Source organism: Fulvivirga sedimenti (assembly GCF_020328055.1).
The window spans coordinates 947022-971089 of sequence record NZ_JAIXNE010000004.1 but is presented as its reverse complement, the minus strand read 5'-3'; the positions used below and the strand labels follow the sequence as shown (position 1 = coordinate 971089).

The following is a 24068-nucleotide window of genomic DNA, read 5'->3' as shown; positions in this document are numbered from 1 at the left end:
AATGTCGCAACTGAGTCAGAAGCATTTACTGGGAATCAAGGATATCACAAAAGCGGATATGGATTTGATTTTCCAGACGGCAAAAAGTTTCAAGGAAGTCATCAACCGGCCCATCAAGAAAGTTCCATCACTCAGAGACATTACAATCGCCAATGTCTTTTTCGAAAACAGCACCCGTACCCGGCTTTCTTTTGAACTTGCTGAAAAACGATTGTCGGCGGATGTAATAAACTTCTCATCTTCCAGCAGTTCGGTGAAAAAGGGAGAGACACTCCTGGACACAGTGAACAACATTCTGGCAATGAAGGTGGATATGGTGGTCATGCGCCACAGTAGTCCGGGCGCACCTCATTTTCTGGCCAAGCATATCGACGCTAATATTGTAAATGCCGGAGATGGCACACATGAACATCCTACCCAGGCACTCCTCGATACATTCTCGATCCTGGAAAAATACGGAACCCTCGATAATCTCAAAGTAGCGATCATTGGAGACATTCTTCATTCACGAGTGGCGATATCAAATATTTTTGCTCTAAAAAAGATGGGGGCTCAGGTAATGGTATGCGGACCGAATACGCTGCTTCCCAAATATATTGCAGAACTGGGGGTTCGCGTTGAACTTGATGTGAAAAAGGCCCTGCAATGGTGTGATGTGGCCAATGTCCTGCGCATTCAGTTGGAGCGTCAGCAAATTAAATATTTCCCTTCACTGAGGGAGTATAGCCTGTATTACGGTATTAATAAGAGACTTCTGAGTGAAATTGATCATCAAATTACCATCATGCACCCAGGACCAATCAATCGGGGAGTCGAACTAAACAGCGATGTGGCCGATTCGGATCATAGCATAATTCTTGAACAGGTTGAAAACGGAGTGGCGGTACGAATGGCCGTTCTCTATTTACTCGCAGGCAAACAGGGATAAAGCGAATCCCTGAAATGCACGTATTTCTTGCTACTTTTGTTAATGAAATAAATACCTTCCATGTACTACAATTCAATCATCGAAACCATTGGTAACACTCCAATTGTCAGGCTCAATAATGTGAACCGGGGGATCAGGGGTACCATTCTTGTGAAAGTTGAATATTTTAACCCGGGAAATTCCATGAAAGACCGGATGGCGTTAAAAATGATCGAAGACGCTGAAAAAGACGGCCGGTTGAAGCCGGGAGGAACCATCATTGAAGGTACTTCCGGAAATACGGGAATGGGTCTTGCGCTAACGGCCATTGCCAAGGGTTACAAGTGTATTTTTACTCTTGCCGATAAACAATCACAGGAGAAAATAGACATTCTTCGTGCCGTAGGTGCAGAGGTAATCGTCTGCCCGACAAACGTGGCGTCAGATGATCCTAGGTCCTATTATTCAGTTGCAAGGAAGTTGAACCAGGATATCCCCAACTCTTTCTATCCGAACCAGTACGATAATCTTTCAAATACCCTTGCACACTACGAAACCACAGGTCCTGAGATCTGGCAGCAAACCGAAGGTAAAATCACGCATTATGCCGCAGGGGTTGGAACGGGAGGATCCATGTGTGGAACGGCGAAGTATCTGAAGGAGCAAAATCCGGATGTGGTATCTGTGGGGATCGATACCTATGGTTCGGTATTCAAGAAATATAAGGAAACAGGAGTATTCGATGAGAATGAAATCTATCCCTACCTTACCGAAGGGATCGGCGAAGATATATTACCCAAGAATGTTGATTTTGATCTGATCGATCACTTCATAAAGGTGACGGATAAGGACGGCGCCATAATGACGCGGAGACTGGCCCGCGAGGAGGGATTATTTGTTGGCTGGTCCTGCGGATCTGCTGTGCACGGTGCATTGGAATATGCGCGGGAACATTTGTCAGACGATGACATGATGGTCATTATTTTACCTGATCATGGAACACGTTACCTGGGTAAGATCTACAACGACAACTGGATGAAGGATCATGGGTTTTATGAAGCCCGGGATTTTGCCACTGCCAAGGATATCATTACCGGAAAGAATGGACGGGACCAGTTATTTACCGTTTCCAGGGAAACGCGAGTGGGCGATGTGATCAGAATGTTAAATTCCAACGGTATAGACCAGGTGCCGGTGGTGGATGGAGATCATTTTGTCGGGAGTATAACCACAGGGAAAATTCTGGAAACACTTGTTGAAAGACCTGAATGCAAGGATGAACCGGTTGATAATATCATGGATGATCCGATGCCATTCGTGGCGATGGATAATACCCTGGATGTGTTGTCATCGATGATGAATAAAAATACGAAGGCAGTGCTCGTGCGGGATAATAATGATGAGGTTCATATTGTTACCCAACATGATTTGCTGGCTGCCATTACCTCATAATCTGGCATGGTCATTGCTAAATTAATGCTGGTTGATAACATGTTTAAGTAAGTTTTGGGAGAGCCCCGGTCGCATGACCGGGGTTTTTTTGTTCGGATTTAGAATTTACAACAACCCTTGTGTGTTGAACGACTTAATAATCCGTAATTTTCTAATTCGAAAAATGCGAGTGTCATGTTGAGAATTCTGTTTCCATATATTTTTATTTTACTCTTGGTTTCAGGTTGTGGTGAAAATTCAGCCACGACAATAGAAACTGTAGATCCGTTGCCTTCCTGGCAGGGTGACTCCAGGGATGCCTTAATTGAATTTGTAGAGTCGGTGACGAATGAAGGCGGGGCGAATTATGTGCCGCCCGCAGACCGTATTGCGACCTTCGATAATGATGGCACACTGTGGGCAGAGCAACCGGTATATTTTCAGCTTATTTTCGCTTTCGACCGCGTAAAACAATTGGCAGACCAGCATCCTGAATGGCAGGGTGATTCGTTGATGTCTGCCGCCATTCGCGGAGACGTCAAGACGGTTTCCGGATTTGGAATGGGAGGATTACTAAAGATTGTTGCTGCGTCGCATGCAGGAATGACCACAACAGAATTTGAAGGAATTGTGACCGAATGGATAGAGACAGCCCGACATCCGGTTTCGGGCAGAAAATATACCGAGATGGTTTATCAGCCAATGCTGGAATTGCTGGCCTATCTTAGAGCCAATGATTTTAAGACATTCATCGTTTCCGGTGGGGGTATAGAGTTCATGCGCCCCTGGGCCGAGGCCGTTTATGGTATACCGCCTGAACAGGTTATGGGAAGCAGTATCAAGGTGGAATGGGAAGAATCCGGGGATAGCTTTGTTCTAAGGCGGCTTCCTGAACTGAATTTCATTGACGATAAGGAAGGTAAGCCGGTCGGGATTCATTATTTCATTGGAAAAAGACCGTTGGCCGCCTTCGGAAATTCAGATGGAGATCTTCAAATGCTTCAGTGGACCGACGGCCGTGAAGGTCCTTCATTCCAGATGTATATACATCACACCGATGCGGAAAGGGAATGGGCATATGATCGCGATTCACACATCGGCGGATTAGATAAGGGTCTCGACATTGCAGCTGAAAAAGGTTGGGTTGTGGTCGATATGAAAAATGACTGGAAAACCATTTATCCCCCTGCTTCAGAGTAATTTCTATTCCTTTCGTTTCGCGGCAAATACGCCATTGGGCTGTGTAAATACAGCTTCTGTTATTTTGCCGGAGTCATTGGCGGTAAACTTCACCTTGAACCCGTCCAGTCCTTTGATCGCAAAGGAATCATCACCCGTGGGAATCAGTGTATATTCCGGCTGGTTTGGAACAATGAGGTGTAATTCATCATCTTTCGTAAAGAACCTGGCGACCATACCGCCCAATTCATATTCCCCTGTATATTTTTGAAGTTCTCCCTCGGTGATATCAACGGCTTCGATGGCGCGTTTGAACAGGATAGGGTCCAGTGTAGGTTCGATGTTTAACGTAAATCCCGAAATATCCCCGCTTGCATCTGTTTGATAAACTACGCGAAGCAGACTGGAAGTGGTATCAACGCCATACTTATTTATAAAGTGTGGTTCGAATACATCGTAATGATAATGCTCCAGCCAGAGTGAGGCATCATTAGAGTTGGCAAAGAGTGAATCATTCCTAAAGGTCACCCTGATTTTTCCTGCTGCAGGATTCTCAAAACTCCCGGTATAATCTGTTATGGGATGAGAAAGTTGCGTATTTTCCTTACGATTAGAACTGGTGGATTTCACTGTTTCCTGTTGGGCAGCTATTTGCTCATCACGCTGTTTCTTCAGTCGGTCGCTCCAGTTAATCTTATTCAAACCCAGCATTCGGTCTGCAACCAGGTTTCGTACGATACCGGGAATGGGCGATCCATTTTGATTGGTAAGTACGACAATCCCTAAACTGTCGGAAGGAAAGAATGACGTGCTGGCTGAAAAGCCATCTATGTTGCCGCCATGCTCTACACGGTAATGGCCCCGGTACGATGAAAGGAACCAGCCATACCCATAATTGGCCAGAAAGGCATCCGGAAGCTCTGCCGAAGGTAATCCGGCCGTAACGACCATTTGGGAACTCATCGCCTCCTGTGCATAATCGGCCGGGATGATTTCTTTACCGTTGAATTTGCCACCGTTGATCCAGACTTTCAGCCATGCTGTCATTTCATTCACGCTGCTGTTAATGCTTCCTGCGGGTGCCATCCCCCGGATTTCATAATAATCCATGGAGCGAATGACTTCATCATTTTTCAATTCATATCCGGTAGCATAATCTGCACGGCTGGTCATTTCCTTAATATCCACTGCCGCAGTATTCATCCCGAGCGGTTTGAAAAATCGTTCACGGATGTTATCCTCCCATGACTTTCCTGTGACTTCTTCTGCAATTACCCCCTGGGCAAGGAACATAAAGTTATTGTATTGCCATTGTTCCCGTACACCGAATGTTGGCTCCTGAAACTCAATTCGGGCCATGAGGCTGTCCCGGTTGTCAGTCGGAAAGAAATACCAGGAATAGTCATGCCGTGGAAGTCCGGTGCGGTGACACATCAGATCCCGAATTGTGATCTGGTCATTCATTTCATTATTGTAGAATTTAAGTCCGTCGATATACTTTCCAGGAGGGTCATCGAACGTTAGCTCCGTTTCACTGCGAAGAATGCCTAACAGTGCCGAAGTAAATGATTTACTGCAGGATCCGATCGCAAAGAGGGTGTTCGCCGTAACAGGGAGTCCCTTCTCTATATCCCGTTGGCCGAATCCGTTGGAATAGATTACCTCATTCCCTTCCACAACCGCGACGGCAAAACCCGGGGCCTTCCAGTTCCCGAGCAATTCATTGAGTTCTTTTTCAATGCCTTTTAAGCGTTTGTCGGTTGCCTGAGTAAAAGCGATTGACGGGATTAAAAACAGCAGTAACAGTAGTCGGACAGATTTCATTTTTTAGCAGTTGGATATGCCTATAAGGTACTAAAAAAGTATAAATGCCCCTAGCATTCGTGCATGATGAATTTGTTTAATCCAGTTTTACTTTTTCTCTTTTTGGATATGATGCAAACTCAGGTCATTTTCCATAAAGGAAAAAATTATCTCTTAATTGCGTTGCTTACCAGGGAGATGACAAATAAGATGAGAAAGACGAAGAAGAGAACTTTAGCAATGCCTGCAGCACTGGCTGCGATGTTTCCGAAACCAAAAACAGCAGCGATCAGGGCAATTATCAGGAATATGACTGACCAGCGTAACATGATAATAATATACAAAATCGGCGGAATAAAGTAAACTTACCGACTTAGTTGATCGGTAAATTCGATTTCTTTTGAAGCTTTTTTATCGCATAGTTCAGGGCGTCTTTCTGAATTTTGGCATTTGACCTGTTGATGATCATTTGATTCACGTCGTCATCAAAATCAGATTCAGAAGGGGTAACTTCCCAAGCGGTCATTCTGTGGTGGTAGATCATTTCACCATCGGGTACCGTAAATACCATCAGTTCAACACGTGCAGAATTTTCGGTATTATCCTCTCCGTCTGCACCGATGGAAAATCCCCCACCTTCCGATTCATTCCCCTCCAGGTTAAGCTGAAGCACGTAACGGAATCTTTTATCACAAAGAGTGGAGAGCATTTTACCGTCAGAGGCATCGATATCAGCGGGTGCCAGTCCATTTGCTATTGCCGCCGTGATGAACATAACAGAATCACCGATTCGTTTTTCCGTCAGCTTTAAGATCTGTTCGGTTAGTTCGATCCGGCTTTCCTGTGATACATTTGTTGCAAGGGCATTGATCAACCAGCTGGTTGATTTGAAGGTAACCTTATTAGGGGTGAGATATTTATCCTCGTAAGTGGTTGAGGAAGATTGTACCTGGGTAATGCTGCTGCACCGTTCAAGGTTAAACAATACGATCAGAAGGATTACGGTGATACAAAGACGGTTCACGATGATTATACCAGTATAATTTTTTTTCGTGGACCGACTTCAAATTCCGATGGCGGTCCGAAATGCCGCCCGATAAAATCATCCATTTCACCCAATGTTTTATCTGACAGGAGATTCGCCAGTTTGTCCAATACCATATGACTGATCATATAGGGCATTGCCGGCAGCAGCAGACGGTCATAAATGCACTGTGCGTAGATCTGATATTCAGCGGTTTCTTCCCTCGACGCCCCGGTGATCAGACATTCATCGATCCATTTCTCCGGTTCATCGGGAAAATCTTCGATAAGCTCATTCCGCCGCTTCTGATTCATATTCTTTTCCAGGAACTGGCCGATTTTCTGCATCGATTCCAGTGACATTTTCTGACGCATTTGATCTGCACAGTTGATACAAATGGCATATTCAAAGATCACATCATATCCCCTGAGGCCTTCATATTTCTTGATTGCTTTTTCAATAAAATACGGAATTTCCTTGTCCAATAAATACCGGTCACATTCTATGCATCGGTCAAAAAGTGTTCCGGTTGCATAGGACTGAAAAATTTCAGGGATCGGTTTTGCGGAAAATCGCAGTTCCTCTTCGTTCATTTCGTCGAAATAAAAGGTCCGTTTTTAACCCAACTGACCAGGGAATTTACCTGATCCTGGGTAAGTCGTGCTTCTTCGTGTGTCCAGGTGTAGCTGTCAAGGGGCATTTCTCCTTCACCTACTTCTTCCATGAGCTCTTCAAGCTTGTGGTTTTGACGTTTTGTTTCATAGTTGCCCCATTCCGAAAAATTCAAATGCTTCCGACCGTCATTGATATGATCTTTCAGCCAGAATTTCACAGGGGCGATATTGGAATACCACGGGTAAACCGTCTCATAGGAATGGCAGTCATAGCATGCCTGTTTAAGTATAATGCTAACTTCCTGCGGCGGATTGGTCATTGCAATAAAGTCTTTCGATGCTTCAACTTCAGGCACATCTGTATCAATTGGAATAAACTGAATAACGATGAGTGCCACCAAAAGGACTAATAAAATTTTTCGTATCATCTTGGTTGGTGATTCAATTGTCATTAATAACCGAATATAGTAACTTTTGCATCCATTTAGAATACTTCGTTTCCCATGAATACAGAATTAAAAGAAATAAACAAACTGATGGTCGCCAACCGGGGTGAGATCGCCATACGTATTTTACGTGCGGCATCTGAACTCAGAATCCGCACTGTCACCATCTTTACTTTTGAAGACAGGTACTCCCTCCATCGATATAAAGCCGATGAGGCGTACCAGATCGGGGCTGATAATGATCCGCTCAAACCCTACCTCGATATTGAGGAGATTATTTCTCTAGCGAAACGAAATAATGTGGATGCGATTCACCCGGGATATGGTTTTTTGTCGGAAAATGTGAAACTGGCAAGGCGTTGTCGTGAGGAAGGCATCATTTTCGTTGGACCTGAACCGGAGGTAATGGAACGTCTCGGGGATAAGGTTGAAGCCAAGAAAATTGCGCGCGCGGCTGAAGTCCCGGTTATTGAGGATAGTGATGAATCACTTACCTCCGTTGAAATTGCGAAGAAGGAAGCAGACCGCATTGGTTTTCCCGTTGTGGTTAAGGCTGCATCAGGCGGAGGAGGTCGGGGTATGCGTGTGGTACGAAAACGTGAAGATCTTGCCAATGCCTATGAAGAGGCCCGTAATGAAGCACTGAAGGCATTCGGTGATGACACAGTATTCCTGGAGAAATTTATTGATCAGCCCAAGCACATAGAAGTGCAGATCATGGCTGACAATTACGGTAATACTGTACACCTGTTCGAACGGGATTGCTCGGTACAGCGCCGTTTTCAGAAGGTCGTGGAGATTGCACCAAGTGTCACCTTGCAACAGGAAACCAGGGATAAGCTTTATGAATATGCCCTTAAAATAGCCCGGAGTGTATCCTACAATAATGTCGGAACTGTGGAGTTTCTGGTCGATCTCGAGGAAAATGTATATTTCATCGAGGTAAATCCCCGTGTTCAGGTAGAGCATACCATTACAGAAGAAATTACCGGGGTGGATATCGTTCGCAGTCAGATCCTGATTGCACGCGGCTTCGAACTTTCAGACCGACGTATTTTCCTGCGTACTCAGGATGATGTGAAGTGTAATGGATTCGCCATACAATGCCGGATTACGACGGAGGATCCTTCCAATAACTTTCAGCCTGATTACGGAACCATCATTGCCTATCGTAGTGCAAGTGGTTTTGGTATACGACTCGATGCCGGCAATTGCTATGCAGGCGTTACTATTTCCCCATTTTTTGATTCATTGCTTGTAAAGGTTTCGTCCTGGGGGCGCACGCTCAAGGGAGCATCAGAGCGCTTGAATCGTGCGTTAAGCGAATTCCGGATACGCGGGGTAAATACCAATATCGGATTCCTGGAAAATGTAATCAATCACCCGGTATTCTATCGGGGGGAGGCAACCGTAAACTTCATCAATGACCATCCGGAGCTGTTTGATATGCCCAGGAGGCTGAACCGGGGTACGCGGTTGTTAAATTACATCGGCCATATGTCGGTGAATGGGAATCCGAACATTAAGAAAGTTGACAAATCGAAAAAATTCCGGGAGCCGAAAGTGCCCGTGTATGATCGTCTGGGGGATTATCCTAAAGGAAGCAGGGACCGGCTTCATGAGCTCGGAAGGGAAGGCTTTGTAAATTGGCTCCGTGAGGAGAAGAAGATTCAATTCACAGACACAACATTTCGCGACGCGCATCAGTCCCTGTTGGCAACAAGGATGCGAACGATCGATATGCTGAAAGTAGCGGAGAGTTATGCCAAGAATCATCCGGAGGTCTTTAGTGTTGAAATGTGGGGTGGTGCTACCTTTGATGTCTGTATGCGATTTCTCCACGAAAACCCATGGGATCGGCTGAAATTGTTGAGGGAAGCAATGCCCAATATTCTCTTTCAAATGTTATTGCGCGGATCCAATGCGGTTGGATACAAGGCATATCCCGACAACCTGATTGAGAAATTTATCGAGAAATCTGCCGAAAATGGAATTGATATTTTCAGAATCTTCGATTCGTTGAACTGGATTGAAGCCATGAAGGTAAGTATACGGACTGTACGTGAACGAACCGATTCGCTGGCGGAGGCATGCATTTGCTATACAGGTGATGTAACTCACACCGATACCAAATATAATCTTCAGTATTACCTGGATATGGCGAAACAGCTGGAGGATGAGGGGGCGCACATCCTGGCGATTAAGGATATGGCGGGATTGCTGAAGCCTTCCGGAGCTGCCTTACTGATACCAGCATTAAAAAAGGCTGTTGATATTCCGATCCACCTTCATACCCATGATACATCTTCAATACAGGCCGCGACCTATCTGGAAGCTATTGCGGGAGGCGTGGATGTGGTTGACGTAGCGATTTCCTCCATGTCGGGACTTACTTCACAGCCAAACTTCAATTCTCTTCTGGCGGCGATGGAAGGCAATGAAAGGGAACAGAAAATGGATCTTCATTCGCTTAATAATTTTGCCGTCTACTGGGAAGATGTGCGGGAGTTGTATTATCCTTTTGAATCCGGTTTAAAAGCCGGAACTGCCGAAGTCTATGATCATGAGATTCCAGGCGGACAGTACAGCAACCTCAGGCCACAGGCAGCATCTCTCGGACTTGAGGATAAATTTGAGCTGGTTAAAAAGAATTATGCGGCTGTCAATAAGTTATTCGGAGACCTGGTCAAGGTGACCCCCTCATCTAAGGTGGTGGGAGACATGGCCCTGTTTATGACTGCGAATAATCTTACCGTAGAGGATGTACTGGAGCGCGGCCATACATTATCATTTCCGGAGTCGGTTCACAGTTTGTTCAAAGGAGAGCTTGGTCAGCCGTTTGGCGGTTTCCCCGGGAAGATTTCGGAGATCATCCTGAAGGGTGATAAGCCTTTTACAGACCGTCCGAATAAACACCTGGAACCCATAGATTTCACTAAGGAGTTCAAGGCATTCCAGAAGGAGTTTGATGAATACTGCGATGAGCTGGATTTCCTGTCATATAGCTTGTATCCCAAGGTTTTTACTGATTTCTATCATGCATGGCAGGAGTATGGTGAAATATGGAGACTGCCTACCAAGGCGTTCTTCTACGGACTGGATGACAGTGAGGAGATCTTCGTGGAAATAGGCAAGGGTAAGGCGATCATTATTAAAAAATTGTACACAACTCCTACCGATGAGAAGGGTATCAGTAAGGTGTATTTTGAAATGAACGGACAAACCCGAGTGCTGGAAGTGAAGGATATTCATTTTAAATCCGACAGGCCGGCACACCTGAAGGTGAGCAGTGATTTACATGTAGGTTCGCCCCTGATGGGTAGAATTGCAGAAGTAAAGGTGAAGGAAGGGCAAAATATCTCTGAAAGTGATCCGCTGTTCGTTATTGAAGCTATGAAAATGGAATCTACTGTTAGCGCTCCCCGGGATGGGAAAGTGAAAAGGATTTACATTCAGGCCGGAGAAATGGTCGAACAGGATGATCTGGTCATTGAGCTTGAGTGACCTGGAGGTCTTCTCCGGTCAGCATCCTGTACATGGTTGCATAGGTATGTGATCTCAAAGCTGCCGGTGTTTCAAAATCTTCCGGGGATATGGGTGATTCAAAGATTACCTTTATTCTTCCTGGGCGCACGCGCAGGGTTCCGGGTGGCATGAGATTTCCGGCATTCACAATCACAATGGGTACTACAGGCGTGGCCGTTTGAAATGAAGTTCGAAAAGCCCCGTCATAAAATGGCTGCAACGGCTGGTCGGTCCTGTTTTGTGTTCCCTCAGGGAAGATAAGGATCGATATGCCATGGCTCAGGATTTTTTTCAAAAGATTAAGGCTGGCTTTTCGGCTTTCCGGACTCGAGCGATCCACAACGATGGTAGCCGCCGCGACAATCCATCCGAAAATGGGTATTTTCTTTAATTCCTTTTTTGCCAATGGCCTGAATTGAGACACAATGCCCAGGCTGATTCCGGGTGCATCCAGAAACGATGTGTGATTGGAAACAAATATGTATGAATTCTTCCAGTTGACTTTTTCGCGGCCCGAGACATCATATCGGATGAAGGTGAGCATGCTGAAAATCCATGACCAGACCTTGAGTGCTCCGTAGGTAATGAATCCCAGCTTTTCACTGATCATTACCGGAAAAAGAATGAATGGCAGCAGGATGATCATGAAGACGGTAAAAACTAAAATCACCCATCCAGTATAAAGGCCACCCACGATATTTCGTAACATCATGCGGACAAATTACATACAAAAAATCGGTTTGTAAAAATCCAATTAATGCAGTAGTTTGGCTGAATTAAATTAATTATTTAACTCTTTGCTTGCATACACCTGTCCGGAAGGGCAGGTGTTTTTTTTAATCCCCGGGCTGTTCGTTAAATTTTTTAAGGCAATCTGATACCAGGAGTGCGATATCATATTCAGTGGCCGAGTAGATATAAGCTTCATCGATCTTGCAGAAATTCATGAATTCCTCAACCTCGTCCTCGGGCAGGCCGGTCAGTTGCATTACGACCTGTTCATTGTATTTCGCTTTCAGGATTTTTGTATAATCGTAGGTGGCAATGTCCTTCTCCAGTTTCCTGGAAGCTTTGGCCTCCCGGCTGAATTTGTTATGGAAAAACGAAAAAGGACCTCCAATCTGAAATACCGGATTTTCAGTCATCGGACCCGTACGGACACCCGGGATTTGTAAAGCCACGTTTTGATTATCATCCGGAACCTCAAGTTCAATGAGCGCCTGTTTGAGACTTTCCTCGTCGCGATAAGCGAAAATATTAACTGGCTTAAGGACCTGAGTGGAGGTATTTAGTTCAATTACAATTCGAAGTCGCCGGCTGTTCTGATCAGGATTTAGTGTGAAAGCATATGTTTCATAGCCGATGGCGGAAAACAGAATTGTATCGGAGGGCATCATTTTCATCCAGAACCTTCCTTCTGTATTACTCACCGTTCCCAGTCCGGAATTCGGATTCATGATGTGGACGTAGGGTACAGGATCTTTGGTATCGGATTCACGTATTTCACCCTCAATTTCTATGAATGGTAAGTTGGTCTGACCAAAAACAGCTGCCTTACATGCAATAAGGCAGAATAAAATCGTGAAAATACGCAATGGCATATGTAATGGTACGCAATTTTTGCCATTTGGATACAAAATCTTACAACTGTTTTGCCTGAACACCTTCTCAGCGTTTTTGCAACGGGCTGGTTCGTACATTTAATATGAACCAGTTTGTTAAACTCATGAAGAAGATCATTCTACTCTTACTTATTACAGTTGGAAATGTCTTTTTAGCTGTATCTCAGCCGTTTGGCGAGAATATGGAGCTAGTGAACCTGGGCAGAAAAGTGAATACAGGCTATCATGAAGCCGGTCCGGTTATATCACCGGATGGACGTACTTTATACTTTTTTGTGCATAATCATCCCGAAAACAACTATGGTAAAGAGGGTAGTCAGGATGTATGGTTTGTTCAAAAAGACGACGAAGGACAGTGGGGTGAGGCTAAACACCTTGATAAACCATTCAATATTCATCGCTCAAATCAGGTCTTTGGAATGCTCGAAGGAGGAAGTGTCCTCTTTATTCGTGGTGGTTCACGCAAAAACAATAAGGGATTCTCATTTATCCGAAAGAATGGCGATGGCTGGTCGGAGCCCCAGGAGGTAGAAGTCGATCAGTTTAAGCAAATGAATAAGGGGAAATTTTACGGTGCGACAATTTCAGCCAGCGGGGAGTTTCTGATACTTTACTTCAGCGAACGTGAGAATAGTAATTTCAGTGATCTGTACATAAGTAAACGCAAGGACAATGGTGATTATGGCGTACCTGTGAAGCTGAATGGACTGAATACCGGTCGTGATGAATTTGCTCCCTACCTTGCGCCGGATGATAAGACACTTTATTTTTCAAGTGGTCGTAAAGATGTTGGAATTGGAAGTGCGGATATTTATATGACGCGCCGTCTTGATGATACCTGGATGAAATGGTCTGAACCGGAAAACGTTGGAAGGCCTGTGAACACGCGTGCATTCGATGCATATCTGTGTGTTGATAAAGACATGAATGTTTTCGTTACACAGTCTGGCCGCACTATCGATGGCGGTAATCTTGACATTTTTACCCTCAAGCCACGTGAAATCAATATTCGTCTGATGGGAATGCTGGTCGATGAGGAGAACCGCCAGTCAATCGATGGAGAAATACGTATTGTGAGCCAGCATAATGAAGCAGATACTCTCTGGATTTCCGATGGAAAAGGTTCGTATGAAACCATGATCAATGCACAAACCAGCTACCAGTTTGAGGTAATTGCAGATGGCTATGAGCCACTGGAAGCTTCACTTACAGTGGGCGAGGTTTTGTCTGACTCCACAATTGTTCGTGATTTTGCCCTGAAGGCTAATGAACGAGCAGTAATGCTTACTGGTATCCTTTATAATGCAGAGACGCTTGAACCCATTTCCGGAACCGTAATGATGGATAATCCTGCGGGTAATGGAAAAGAAATCATTATCAAAACGAACAGTGATGGGTATTTTGAAAAAGAGCTCAACGTAGAAGGTTGGTATATGCTTACGGGTACCTCTGAAGGCTATATGAATGCAAACGACAGCATTCACAACGACCGATCGGAATTACTCGTTCAGCGCGATTTGTATCTGGATCCGATTGAGATTGGCGCGACCGTAAGACTGGATAATATTTTCTTTGATTTCGACAAGACTACCCTGAAGCCGGAATCTTACGGGGAACTGAATAAGGTGCTAAACTTCCTGGAAAGCAATCCTTCGGTGAACATCGAGATTGCCGGACATACCGATAATAAGGGATCCGATGAATACAATATAAATCTTTCCCAGGGAAGGGCACAGGCTGTAGTGAATTACCTCATCGATCAGGGAATTGAAGATGAACGGATCATTGCCCACGGTTATGGCGAAAGTGTTCCGGTGGACACCAATGATACAGATGCCGGTCGTGCGATTAATCGCCGTGTTGAATTTACTATTCTGAGTAAATAACTATTCAATCAGAATTTTTTGTTGGTAGCGCTGGCTGCCGACATTCACAAGTAACAAGTATATACCGGGACCCAGGTTTCCGGTATATACTGTTCTTTCTGTCATTGACAGGTTTTCCTTTTGCAAAAGGATCCGTCCCTGCATATCCATCACCTGAAGAAGCCTGAGTGGCTCAGTTCCCCCCTGTATTTGAATATACCCTTTCGCCGGGTTTGGATAGACGGAAATGCCGGCTGTGTTCAAGCCTTCAATTCCCGTTACACCTGCCCTTGTAATTGAATTTACCCGCTTTACCAGGTAGCGGTCCGGATCAAATGTAATTTCATTCACTTCACCTGGAAGATAGATTTTGAAAGTTTCACTGGCAGAAGCTGGTACCAGCCGAAGCAACGTATCAGAGCCGTTCAGAACTGCATTAACCGGCATCGGCGTTGTGAAAAAGGCTACTCCTCCGGCGGCTGAAGGAGATTGCCGTGCATTCACAATCAGGCTGTCATTTCTGTGTTCCCAAATAATATCATAGACCGGATTGCCCTGACCGAAATACCACTCATTAAAGAATGTAGTAAGGTCCAGCCCGGTTTCGGCCGACATAAGATCTCTGAAATCCTCACCGGTTGCCACATCGTCGCCGTATGCAGAGAGATAAGTCCGGAGGCCCTGAAAAAATGCATCGTCATTGTTTATCAGGTATCGAAGCATGTGGAGAATGGCCCCACCTTTATTATAGGTCAATCTGCCATCGAAAATTCGAAAGGGGTCATCGGCCTGTCCCGAGGGTACATAGACAGATCCGAGTGGTGCGCTGAGGATACTTTGGTGGCGTGAGTCCATCCAGGACCTTGCAGTATTTTCATCGATAAGGAATTCGATCGCCAGGTATTCACAATACCGTGCAAAGCCTTCGTTGATCCAGATGTCGTTCCAGGTTTCGCAGGTTATATGATCGCCAAACCATTGGTGGCCTAATTCGTGGGCATCGATGGTGAACGAGAAGAAATCCATGGTCGACATAGTCTGATGCTCCATCCCACCTCCAAGTGGTGCCATGGTATGGCCATATTTTTCATCGGAGTAGGGATAAGGTCCGAAAAGTTCTGAAAAGAGTTCCAGCATATCTCCAACCTGATCCAGGTCATCCTGATACTGAGGAAGTGTGCCTGGATGGTCATAGATGTAATTCACTACTGGAAATGTGGGCTGCCCGGCCAGGGAAACATCGTAGGAATAATCCTGGTAATCAGCAATTGCCATAGATATAAGGTAGTATGCAATCGGGTGCCTGGTTTCCCACTCATAGCGAGACCGGTTATCGGGTAATTCCGTAATGCGGGACAGGGTCCCGGCAGCGCCTGCCTTCAGAGAGGATGGTACGGTGATGTAAATGTAGGCGGAATCTGCTTTATCGGTCAGGACCTGTTTGGTTGGCCACCAATCCAGTGCGTTGAAGGGTTCCGATAACGTCCAGGTTACACGTCGATTCCAGTCGGGATCCAGCTCACTGCTGATTCCTTTGAAAAATCCGGCATCCACAGGCGGTGTGCCATGGTAGTAAATTCGAATATCAACAGGATCACCGGCAGTGACCGGGTCGGGGAGTGTGATGACAACGAGATCGTTGGCATGGGTGAAAGGGATATCCGAGGATGTGGAAAGGTCTTCGATTCTGTCGATAATCAGGGCGTCGGTAAGTTCAAGAACCATTTCTGCCAGCGGGTCCTTCAGGGCGGTTGCCAGTATTCGAACAGAACCGTCCAGGTCGGTTGACAGATTATCTGCACTAATGTCCAGGTGATAGAAGTTTACATCATAATCATGCAGGCGGCTGTCTTCCAATGGCCGCGAAGCATAGCCTGGCCGATTAACAGGACTGGTGCCTTTTACACAAATAGCTGGTGTAAGATCCTGTCCGTAGGTGGTTCCGTAAAGAATCAAAAACAATATAAGTACCGATTTTCTCATAGTACAATGTAAAAATATTTCCTGACTTAAGCAGATATTATGTACTTGTGGTAGTCCGTCACAGTATTCATATTTCGACATGTTTAATCAAATTATATAAAGATGAAGAAATTAAAGAATAATGTTCGCTTGATCGGTCGGTTAGGAAAAGACCCGGAAGTCCGGAATCTTCCGGGGGGAAAAATGGTGGCGAATTTTTCCCTTGCGACTTCTGATAATTATAAAAACGGTGACGGGGAAAGGGTGGAGGAGACTCAATGGCATAATATTGTGGTATGGGGAAAACTGGCTGAAATTGCCTCGGAATATCTCAAGAAGGGGAACGAGGTAGCCCTCGAAGGAAAGCTGATACACAGAAAATATGAAACAGGAAAGGGAGAGGTTCGTTATATTACAGAAATTAATGTCGACGAAATCCTGATGCTCGGCCCAAAATCGGCAAAGGCTGTTAAAGGTTAGTTGTTGATTGGCGGAGTAAATGCGGAAGCATGTAGCACAGGTATGACTGTTTTTACTACTTTTGCATGAAATGAGTTTTCAGAATCCTCAGCTTCTTTTTGGTCTTTTTGCACTGGTCATTCCCATTCTGATCCATTTTTTTAATTTTCGTAAAACGAGGAAAGTCTATTTTTCAAACACGAGATTTCTTCAGAAAGTTAAAGAATCGACAGCAACGCGGAAGCGGCTAAAGCACTACCTTATTCTCGCATCAAGACTGTTATTCATTTTCTTTCTGGTTTTGGCATTTGCCCAGCCTTTCCTGCCGGCACCAGAAAGCAGTTCGTCGGGGGATCCGGTATTCGTTTATTTGGATAATTCATGGAGTATGAGCAATGAGGTGGATGATGGTGTACCCGCACTGGATCGAAGCATTGGTTTTCTGGATGAATTAGTGCGTCAATTTCCTCCAACAACGCAATATAAGCTGCTCACCAACGACTTTCTCGCTTCTTCCAGGACCCTGAAAAGTGCAAGGGAAATGGAGGAATTGATCACAGAAATTGAATATAGCGGGGTGCCCCGCCGTATGGATGAGGTGTTGAGCCGGCTGGAAGCAGACACGCAGGGTAGCAGTGTCAATCTTTTCTGGCTAAGTGATTTTCAAAAAGCAACGTTGGGTGCTGATGTATTGAACTTTGATTCAAGCCGGCAGATCAATATTGTTCCATTTGAATTCAGCAATGACGCAAACGCTTTTGTCGATTCACTTTATGTGGAAAATCCGCTGATGATCACCGATGAGCAGGTTCGTCTTCATGTGATTTTCAGCAAAGTGGGTGGATCCGGTTCGGGCGAGGTTATTGCAAAGGTATATCTGGATGGTGTTCAGTCGGGAACTGCCAGCGTATCATTATCGGCCAACAGTCGCCAGGAACTGGTTTTTGATTTGTCTGTTGATCGCTCCAGGCCGCACCGGGGGAAGATAGTCTTTGAGGAGTTTCCTGTGACCTTCGATAATGAGTTTAATTTTGTGCTAAATATCCCTGAGACCATTGTTGTCCTGGATATTAAGGGGGGGGATGCGATAACACCGGTAGAACTTGTTTATGGAAACTCCGATTTATTCGACCTTGTTTCGCAACCGGCCTCAAATTTGGATTACAACCAAATTGAATTGTCAGACCTGGTGATTATCAATGGAATAAATGTACTTGATCCTCCCCTGGCAACCGCTCTCAACCGGTATCTTGGTGCAGGCGGTACAGTTATGATGATCCCGGGAGAAAATATTTCGGTCGAATCTTACAGAAACCTCAATGGTTTGGGAAGCTTGCAACTATATGATTCTATGGGTCTGAATACGTTGTCAACCCCGGATTATGATAACCCATTCTTTGATAATGTATTTGAAGAAAGAAATGATCGGCTTCAGATGCCGGCAGCCATTCCGATCGTAACATCAGATATCTTCAGGGAAAAAATATTATCCTTTCCGGATGGAAAACCATTCCTGTCGGTCCGCCGTGGAACCGGAGATATTTATTTAATGTCAACCCCTCTTTCCGAAGCATATGGGAATTTCTCAAGACATGCATTATTTGTGCCGGTTATGTACAAGGTAGCTGTTTCAGGTAAATCAGAGAGGAATGAATTATATCGTTACATCAATCGCAGTTCGTTCTCTTTGAAACAGGACAGCACAGCTACGAACTCATTATACAAACTTATTCGGGAAGATGAAGAGATTATCCCTCAACAACGGGTTGATGGCAACAGAATTTATTTTGAGGTTCCGAGGTTCACACTCTCCACAGGGTTCTATGAATTGTACCGTGATGAAACGTTTCTTGGCCTTGTGGCTTTTAATACAGATCCCGAAGAATCGGATATCCGGCAAATGAACCGGGAAGAAGTGGTTCAGGCATTTCAGGGAAAGCTGGTTGATGTATTAAGTGTTGATAGTCAGAGCGATTTTGCCGGTGTAATTTCAGAGAAATTCATTGGGAAGACGTTATGGAAGGAGGCGTTGATGCTTGCTTTGTTATTTTTATTGCTGGAAGTTTTACTGATACGATTTATGCCTTAATTTGCAATTAATTAATTATCCCGAATGAAATTATTGATAAAAGGAGCAAGGATCTGTGACAGAAACTCACCATTTCATGGTAAGGTCAAGGATGTACTCATCGACAGGGGCAGGATTGGCATAGCAGCCGAAGGATTAAAGACGGATAAGGTAATTAATGGGAAAGGTATGTTTCTTACCCCGGGATGGGTTGATATGTGGTGCTGGCTTGCTGATCCGGGTTTTGAACATAAGGAAACGCTTGAGTCTGGCCTGAGCGCAGCAGCTGCTGGCGGATTTACCGGCATTGCTCTTCTTCCTAATAATCAGCCGGTTACACAATCAAAGAACGATATTATTTCCCTGAAAAATGCAGCGAAGGGTGTAACCGAAATATTCCCGCTTGCTGCCGTTACGAGGGAAACGAATGGTACAGAACTGACGGAAATGATTGATTTACATTCCGCAGGTGCTGTTGGTTTTACCGATGGCTTCAATCCAATTTGGCATTCAGATATTTTATTAAAGAGCCTGCAATACCTTCAAAAGTTTGATGGTATTCTTATCAACAGGCCGGAGGATCGGCATTTAACGCAGTTTGCTACGATGCATGAAGGAATTCAAAGTACGATGCTCGGAATGAAGGGAATGCCTGAACTGGCTGAATCACTAATGATCAGCCGGGATATTGATTTGCTCCGTTATGCAGGGGGAAAAATTCACTTCAGTACGATCTCAGCCGGAGAATCTGTTGCACTTATCCGACAAGCCAAAAAGGAAGGACTGAATGTAACCTGTGATATGGCTGGTTTTCAGACTGAATTTCTTGATGAGGACTTGAATGATTTTGATACAAATCTGAAAGTGAATCCTCCATTTCGTAATAAAACCAATCGTCGGGCTTTGATCCGGGGACTGAAGGACAATACTGTTGATGTCATTGTATCTGCTCATTGTCCGCAGGACGAAGAAAGTAAGAAACTTGAATTTGATCTCGCTGATTTTGGCTTGATCAGTTTGCAAACCCTTGGAGCAAACCTGGTATCGCTATCTGAAGAAATTCCTCTGGAGCAACTGCTGGATAAAGTCTCTGTAAGGCCCAGGGAGATACTGGGAATGCCTGCAGCTGTTATCGATGATGGACGAGAAGCGAACCTGACCCTGTTTGATCCAAATGCCGAGTGGGAGTTCAATGGAAGTTCAAATCGAAGTAATTCCAGGAACAGCCCGTACATCGGTAAAAAGTTAAAAGGAAAGGCGGTTGCAGTGATTCGGGGTACAACTACTGAACTCCTTTGAGATGACTATTCCACCAATTCTTCGTGTCCCTCTTAAGTATGGCTTTTTCGGTGGATTGCTGGGTATTGCCGTGATGGTGTTTATTTTTTATTTCGGCACCAATCACCCGCAGCTGTTTCCAGTCTTCCTCGATTTCAGGATTCTCCTGTTTGCTATTTTTATATTCTTCAGCATCCGTGAATTCCGTGATTTCAAACAAGCCGACGTCCTGCATTTCTGGCAGGGAATGATTATTGGAATGGCGTGTTATCTGACCATCTCACTGGTAGTTTCCGTTTTTTTGGGAGTCTTTGGAACCCTCGTTCCTGAATATACCCAACATTATATTGATGAGATCGGCACCATTTTACGAACAAGTGAATCTGAGATAATTGAGAAGGTAGGAGAAGAAGCATATAAAAATCAGGTTGAAACCTTGCCGTTCACCACGATAACCGACCTCGCAGTGGATTATTTGCTTAAAAGTATGTTCATTGGGTTATTTTTAACCATCATAATTTCTGTTATCTTAAGACGTCAACCTAAAAATTAGAAACATGGAAGAACAATACGTAAATCCTCCTTCAGTTGGGAAAGTTGCCTTTAAGTGGGGCCTTATCACTGGACTGATCATGATCGTTTATTCACTGGTGATTAACATGATGGGTCAGTTTGGCAATCAGGCACTTGGAGCTGTTTCCTACGTGTTCATTATTTTCGGCATTATCATGGCCCATAAGGAATATAAAGATTCGGGCGATGGATATATGTCTTACGGAAAGGGACTTGGTATAGGTACATTAACAACCTTGATTGCAGCGGTTCTTAGTGCCATCTTCAGCTATATCTACATGACCATGATTGACCCTACGGTTATGGATATGATCCGCGATCAGCAGATCTCCGATATGGAAGGAAGAGGCATGTCCGACGCACAGATTGAGCAGGCAATGAGCATGACAGAATCCTTCATGTCCCCGGGATTCATATCATTTATTGCGGTTTTCATAATTACATTAGTCGGGTTTATTTTATCTTTGATCATCACTGCGTTCACAAAGAACAGCAATCCCGAATTAGAGATGTAATATGACTAATATGCCTGACGTTTCGGTTGTTATTCCCCTGTACAATGAAGAGGAATCACTCTCGGAACTAAATGACTGGATAAGCCGTGTGATGCAATCACACGGCTTTACTTATGAGGTAATTTTTGTAGATGATGGCAGTACCGACCGTTCCTGGGCTATCGTTGAGGACCTGAATCAAAAGTTTGAACAGGTTCGGGGAATTCGTTTTAACAGGAATTTTGGAAAATCCGCAGCCCTGAATACCGGATTTAAAGCATCATCCGGCAAAGTAGTTATCTCTATGGATGCAGACCTGCAGGATTCCCCCGATGAGATTCCTGAACTGTACCGAATGATTACCGAGGAGGGTTTTGATATGGTTTCCGGTTGGAAGAAAGTAAGACATGATCCCCTGAGTAAAACCATACCCTCGCGTTTTTTTAATTCGGTTACCCGGCAGATTTCAGGAATTAAGCTGCATGATTTTAACTGTGGTTTGAAAGCATACAGAGGCGAGGTGGTTAAACACATTCAGGTATATGGTGAAATGCACCGTTACATTCCTGTGATCGCCAAGTGGAATGGATATAAGCAGATTGGCGAAAAGGTTGTGGAGCATCGCCCGCGAAAATACGGCACGACAAAATTTGGTCTGGAACGATTTATTACGGGATTCCTTGATCTTCTGTCCGTCACATTTGTTTCCAAATTTCGGCAGAAGCCAATGCATTTGTTCGGAACGCTCGGGACCCTTTCATTTCTCTCCGGTTTTTTCATAACCTTATGGCTGATCGGACAAAAGGTCTATGGTATATATGCAGGTAAAGAAGTTCGTGAAGTGGTTGATCAGCCGTTATTCTTCCTGGCACTTGTAGCACTCGTTGTGGGTGTCCAACTTTTTCTTGCCGGCTTCCTTGCCGAAATGATGGCCATGCGGTCACAATCCAGCAAAGAATACCTTGTTTCCAAAAGGGTTGGTTTTGAGTAATGTATTTTTATTCTGTAATCATACCTGTCTACAATCGCCCGGATGAACTTGAAGAACTTCTGTCGAGTCTTACACGACAGCACTATACTAATTTTGAAGTAATTGTCATTGAAGACGGTTCCTCCCGTCGCTGTGAAGATGTTGTGAACAGATTCAAGGATCAATTAGCTGTTACATACATTGAAAAAAAGAATAGCGGTCAGGGATTCAGCAGAAATGTAGGCTTTGAGGCTGCGAAAGGAGATTATTATCTGGTATTTGATTCCGACTGTATCATTCCGGAGACCTATTTTCAGTCGGTGGAGAAATTCTTATCGGCAGACAGACTTGATGCTTTCGGAGGGCCGGATCGGTCACATCCTTCATTTACATTGTTACAGAAGGCGATCAGTTGCGTCATGACATCCCCATTAACTACCGGAGGAATCAGGGGCGGGAAAAAGCGTCTTGGTCCGTTTCATCCACGCAGCTTCAATATGGGTATTTCAAAAGAAGTCTTTGAGGCCATCGGAGGCTACAAAATTACCCGTATGGGAGAAGATATAGAATTCAGTATTCGAATCCATGAATCGGGATTCAGGGTCGGCCTGATTCCTGATGCCTTCGTGTATCATAAGCGAAGAACTAATTTGGTTGATTTCTACCGTCAGCTGCATTTTTTTGGACGTGCAAGAATCAATATAGGGAGGTTTTTTCCCGGTGAGATCAGGACAGTTCATTTCTTCCCCGCGTTGTTCACGGTTGGTTTTCTCCTGCTCTGGGTTTTGCCATTTATCTCATTACAGCTTTTTAATATTGGGATAAGCTTGTATGGTGTTTATTTTTTGCTGCTGTTTATTACTTCGTTGTTCAAAACTAAAAACCTGCTCGTTGCTGTGCTTAGTATTCCAGCGGGATTTATTCAATTGTTCGCCTATGGAATAGGTTTTATTACCGAAGGGATACGCCGGATTACAAAAGGCTAGGTTTTCTGGAAAAGTAAATGATCTCACGGGGCGGCAAGGCATATTTTTGAACAGTTTCAGGTCCAAGTTCCTCGGCATAGTGATCCTCGCGCACATCAAAGCCCACCGATCGTATTCTGGCGCCATAGTCCTTTCCGTACAACCGAACGTGATCATCCTGTCCGTAGGCTTCTTCCCTGTCCTTTGGTTTTACAATTGTCTTGTCTTCCTGCGTAACCTCAGGGATGGGCGAAAAGAACGGTACCTGCATAATGGCCCATCCGCCGGGCTTCAGCACCCGAAAAATTTCCTGCATCGCCTGGATGTCATTATCTACATGTTCCATCACATGATTACACATGACGATGTCAAATGTACCTTCTTCAAACGGGATCTGGTGGATATCCATTTTAACCTTCGCCAACGGTGATTCCAGGTCGGCAGTAATGTACCCCTGCCCGTGCATCTCCTCAAAGGGTTTCATGAAACACTGCTCCGGTGCAATATGAAGGAAGGAGGCCGGCTGTGAGAAAAAGTCAGTCTTTTCTTTTAGATAAAGCCATAGCAGTCTGTGTCTTTCCAGGGATAGTGAATCCGGGCAAAGCGCATTTTCGCGCGGATTGAGCCGGCCATAAGGCAGAAATTTGCGATAGCTGCGGTTTATTATCGGACAAGTGACATTATTTCCGCGCAGAAATAAACCGGCAACTTTCAGTGCCGGTTTGTTGATCAGCTGCAAGTATTTCCGTGGTACGTTCCGAAGTAAAAAACTAACGAGTCGTTTCATGTGTTGTAAAGATAGAGATTGTACGGAAAAAAGCAGTTTTACCTCTAGTTGATGAGTGCAGATACAATTATATCGACGGTATCGTAGTTGTTTTTA

The 24068-nt window shown here is 44.7% G+C and carries 21 protein-coding genes; 12 read left to right on the top strand and 9 right to left on the bottom strand.

The window, feature by feature from the left end:
- Position 1: 1 nt before the first annotated feature.
- From LDX50_RS22350 to LDX50_RS22340, 3 genes are all read left to right on the top strand, one after another.
- Entirely contained in the window at positions 2-928 is a 927-nt protein-coding gene (locus LDX50_RS22350) for an aspartate carbamoyltransferase catalytic subunit (protein WP_225698434.1), read from the top strand.
- A 60-nt stretch (positions 929-988) separates the two neighbouring features.
- Positions 989-2359, top strand: coding sequence for a cystathionine beta-synthase (locus LDX50_RS22345; protein ID WP_225698433.1), 1371 nt, complete (start codon positions 989-991; stop codon positions 2357-2359).
- A gap of 174 nt (positions 2360-2533) precedes the next feature.
- The gene (locus LDX50_RS22340) at positions 2534-3538 is read left to right on the top strand and encodes an HAD family hydrolase (protein WP_225698432.1); all 1005 of its coding nucleotides are present in this window, start codon (positions 2534-2536) and stop codon (positions 3536-3538) included.
- Positions 3539-3541: 3 nt separating this feature from the next.
- Here LDX50_RS22340 and LDX50_RS22335 read toward each other — a convergent pair whose 3' ends face one another.
- From LDX50_RS22335 to LDX50_RS22315, 5 genes are all read right to left on the bottom strand, one after another.
- Positions 3542-5341 (bottom strand): serine hydrolase, encoded by a 1800-nt coding sequence (locus LDX50_RS22335; protein WP_225698431.1) that lies wholly within the window; start codon positions 5339-5341, stop codon positions 3542-3544.
- Positions 5342-5487: 146 nt separating this feature from the next.
- Entirely contained in the window at positions 5488-5649 is a 162-nt protein-coding gene (locus LDX50_RS22330) for a DUF1328 domain-containing protein (RefSeq protein ID WP_225698430.1), read from the bottom strand.
- Between the two features lie 44 nt (positions 5650-5693).
- Positions 5694-6344: a hypothetical protein gene (locus tag LDX50_RS22325; protein ID WP_225698429.1), complete on the bottom strand. Its 651-nt coding sequence runs from the start codon at positions 6342-6344 to the stop codon at positions 5694-5696.
- A gap of 5 nt (positions 6345-6349) precedes the next feature.
- Complete coding sequence (locus tag LDX50_RS22320; protein ID WP_225698428.1) at positions 6350-6937, bottom strand: hypothetical protein; 588 nt, start codon at positions 6935-6937, stop codon at positions 6350-6352.
- Complete coding sequence (locus LDX50_RS22315; protein WP_225698427.1) at positions 6934-7386, bottom strand: heme-binding domain-containing protein; 453 nt, start codon at positions 7384-7386, stop codon at positions 6934-6936. Before LDX50_RS22315 ends, LDX50_RS22320 begins: the two co-directional genes overlap by 4 nt.
- Before the next feature lie 75 nt (positions 7387-7461).
- Here LDX50_RS22315 and LDX50_RS22310 point away from each other — a divergent pair, with 75 nt between their 5' ends.
- Positions 7462-10908, top strand: coding sequence for a pyruvate carboxylase (locus tag LDX50_RS22310; RefSeq protein WP_225698426.1), 3447 nt, complete (start codon positions 7462-7464; stop codon positions 10906-10908).
- Here LDX50_RS22310 and LDX50_RS22305 read toward each other — a convergent pair.
- On the bottom strand, positions 10892-11641 hold the full coding sequence (locus LDX50_RS22305) for a lysophospholipid acyltransferase family protein (RefSeq protein WP_225698425.1): 750 nt from the start codon (positions 11639-11641) through the stop codon (positions 10892-10894). The two genes, LDX50_RS22310 and LDX50_RS22305, sit on opposite strands and share 17 nt — an antisense overlap.
- 124 nt (positions 11642-11765) lie before the next feature.
- On the bottom strand, positions 11766-12530 hold the full coding sequence (locus LDX50_RS22300; RefSeq protein ID WP_225698424.1) for a carboxypeptidase-like regulatory domain-containing protein: 765 nt from the start codon (positions 12528-12530) through the stop codon (positions 11766-11768).
- A gap of 104 nt (positions 12531-12634) precedes the next feature.
- Between LDX50_RS22300 and LDX50_RS22295 the strand changes: the two genes are divergently transcribed.
- A complete protein-coding gene (locus LDX50_RS22295) occupies positions 12635-14437 on the top strand; it encodes an OmpA family protein (RefSeq protein ID WP_225698423.1) in 1803 nt (600 codons plus the stop codon).
- Here LDX50_RS22295 and LDX50_RS22290 read toward each other — a convergent pair whose 3' ends face one another.
- Positions 14438-16399: a M1 family metallopeptidase gene (locus LDX50_RS22290; RefSeq protein WP_225698422.1), complete on the bottom strand. Its 1962-nt coding sequence runs from the start codon at positions 16397-16399 to the stop codon at positions 14438-14440.
- A gap of 102 nt (positions 16400-16501) precedes the next feature.
- Here LDX50_RS22290 and LDX50_RS22285 point away from each other — a divergent pair, with 102 nt between their 5' ends.
- The 7 genes from LDX50_RS22285 to LDX50_RS22255 all read left to right on the top strand — a co-directional run bounded on the left by LDX50_RS22285 (position 16502) and on the right by LDX50_RS22255 (position 23206).
- The gene (locus tag LDX50_RS22285; RefSeq protein WP_225698421.1) at positions 16502-16858 is read left to right on the top strand and encodes a single-stranded DNA-binding protein; all 357 of its coding nucleotides are present in this window, start codon (positions 16502-16504) and stop codon (positions 16856-16858) included.
- Between the two features lie 70 nt (positions 16859-16928).
- Positions 16929-18926, top strand: a complete 1998-nt coding sequence (locus tag LDX50_RS22280) for a BatA domain-containing protein (RefSeq protein WP_225698420.1) — start codon at positions 16929-16931, stop codon at positions 18924-18926.
- A 24-nt stretch (positions 18927-18950) separates the two neighbouring features.
- The gene (locus LDX50_RS22275) at positions 18951-20204 is read left to right on the top strand and encodes a dihydroorotase (RefSeq protein ID WP_225698419.1); all 1254 of its coding nucleotides are present in this window, start codon (positions 18951-18953) and stop codon (positions 20202-20204) included.
- 1 nt (position 20205) lies between these two features.
- Entirely contained in the window at positions 20206-20736 is a 531-nt protein-coding gene (locus LDX50_RS22270) for a DUF4199 domain-containing protein (protein ID WP_225698418.1), read from the top strand.
- A gap of 4 nt (positions 20737-20740) precedes the next feature.
- The gene (locus LDX50_RS22265; protein ID WP_225698417.1) at positions 20741-21271 is read left to right on the top strand and encodes a DUF4199 domain-containing protein; all 531 of its coding nucleotides are present in this window, start codon (positions 20741-20743) and stop codon (positions 21269-21271) included.
- 10 nt (positions 21272-21281) lie between these two features.
- Complete coding sequence (locus LDX50_RS22260) at positions 21282-22241, top strand: glycosyltransferase family 2 protein (protein ID WP_225698416.1); 960 nt, start codon at positions 21282-21284, stop codon at positions 22239-22241.
- Positions 22241-23206: a glycosyltransferase family 2 protein gene (locus LDX50_RS22255; protein WP_225698415.1), complete on the top strand. Its 966-nt coding sequence runs from the start codon at positions 22241-22243 to the stop codon at positions 23204-23206. The genes LDX50_RS22260 and LDX50_RS22255 overlap by 1 nt, the downstream gene beginning before the upstream one ends.
- Here LDX50_RS22255 and LDX50_RS22250 read toward each other — a convergent pair.
- A complete protein-coding gene (locus tag LDX50_RS22250; RefSeq protein ID WP_225698414.1) occupies positions 23193-23972 on the bottom strand; it encodes a class I SAM-dependent methyltransferase in 780 nt (259 codons plus the stop codon). The genes LDX50_RS22255 and LDX50_RS22250 overlap by 14 nt on opposite strands.
- Positions 23973-24068 lie beyond the last annotated feature (96 nt).

Excerpts from the sequence above, each read along its gene's own strand:
- LDX50_RS22270 (WP_225698418.1), top strand. The coding sequence starts at position 20,206 with ATGACTATTCCACCAATTCTTCGTGTCCCTCTTAAGTATGGCTTTTTC.
- LDX50_RS22335 (WP_225698431.1), bottom strand. The coding sequence starts at position 5,341 with ATGAAATCTGTCCGACTACTGTTACTGCTGTTTTTAATCCCGTCAATC.
- LDX50_RS22265 (WP_225698417.1), top strand. The coding sequence starts at position 20,741 with ATGGAAGAACAATACGTAAATCCTCCTTCAGTTGGGAAAGTTGCCTTT.
- LDX50_RS22255 (WP_225698415.1), top strand. The coding sequence starts at position 22,241 with ATGTATTTTTATTCTGTAATCATACCTGTCTACAATCGCCCGGATGAA.
- LDX50_RS22330 (WP_225698430.1), bottom strand. The coding sequence starts at position 5,649 with ATGTTACGCTGGTCAGTCATATTCCTGATAATTGCCCTGATCGCTGCT.
- LDX50_RS22320 (WP_225698428.1), bottom strand. The coding sequence starts at position 6,937 with ATGAACGAAGAGGAACTGCGATTTTCCGCAAAACCGATCCCTGAAATT.
- LDX50_RS22260 (WP_225698416.1), top strand. The coding sequence starts at position 21,282 with ATGCCTGACGTTTCGGTTGTTATTCCCCTGTACAATGAAGAGGAATCA.
- LDX50_RS22285 (WP_225698421.1), top strand. The coding sequence starts at position 16,502 with ATGAAGAAATTAAAGAATAATGTTCGCTTGATCGGTCGGTTAGGAAAA.
- LDX50_RS22300 (WP_225698424.1), bottom strand. The coding sequence starts at position 12,530 with ATGCCATTGCGTATTTTCACGATTTTATTCTGCCTTATTGCATGTAAG.
- LDX50_RS22290 (WP_225698422.1), bottom strand. The coding sequence starts at position 16,399 with ATGAGAAAATCGGTACTTATATTGTTTTTGATTCTTTACGGAACCACC.
- LDX50_RS22275 (WP_225698419.1), top strand. The coding sequence starts at position 18,951 with ATGAAATTATTGATAAAAGGAGCAAGGATCTGTGACAGAAACTCACCA.
- LDX50_RS22310 (WP_225698426.1), top strand. The coding sequence starts at position 7,462 with ATGAATACAGAATTAAAAGAAATAAACAAACTGATGGTCGCCAACCGG.
- LDX50_RS22315 (WP_225698427.1), bottom strand. The coding sequence starts at position 7,386 with ATGATACGAAAAATTTTATTAGTCCTTTTGGTGGCACTCATCGTTATT.
- LDX50_RS22280 (WP_225698420.1), top strand. The coding sequence starts at position 16,929 with ATGAGTTTTCAGAATCCTCAGCTTCTTTTTGGTCTTTTTGCACTGGTC.
- LDX50_RS22340 (WP_225698432.1), top strand. The coding sequence starts at position 2,534 with ATGTTGAGAATTCTGTTTCCATATATTTTTATTTTACTCTTGGTTTCA.
- LDX50_RS22250 (WP_225698414.1), bottom strand. The coding sequence starts at position 23,972 with ATGAAACGACTCGTTAGTTTTTTACTTCGGAACGTACCACGGAAATAC.
- LDX50_RS22350 (WP_225698434.1), top strand. The coding sequence starts at position 2 with ATGTCGCAACTGAGTCAGAAGCATTTACTGGGAATCAAGGATATCACA.
- LDX50_RS22345 (WP_225698433.1), top strand. The coding sequence starts at position 989 with ATGTACTACAATTCAATCATCGAAACCATTGGTAACACTCCAATTGTC.
- LDX50_RS22305 (WP_225698425.1), bottom strand. The coding sequence starts at position 11,641 with ATGATGTTACGAAATATCGTGGGTGGCCTTTATACTGGATGGGTGATT.
- LDX50_RS22295 (WP_225698423.1), top strand. The coding sequence starts at position 12,635 with ATGAACCAGTTTGTTAAACTCATGAAGAAGATCATTCTACTCTTACTT.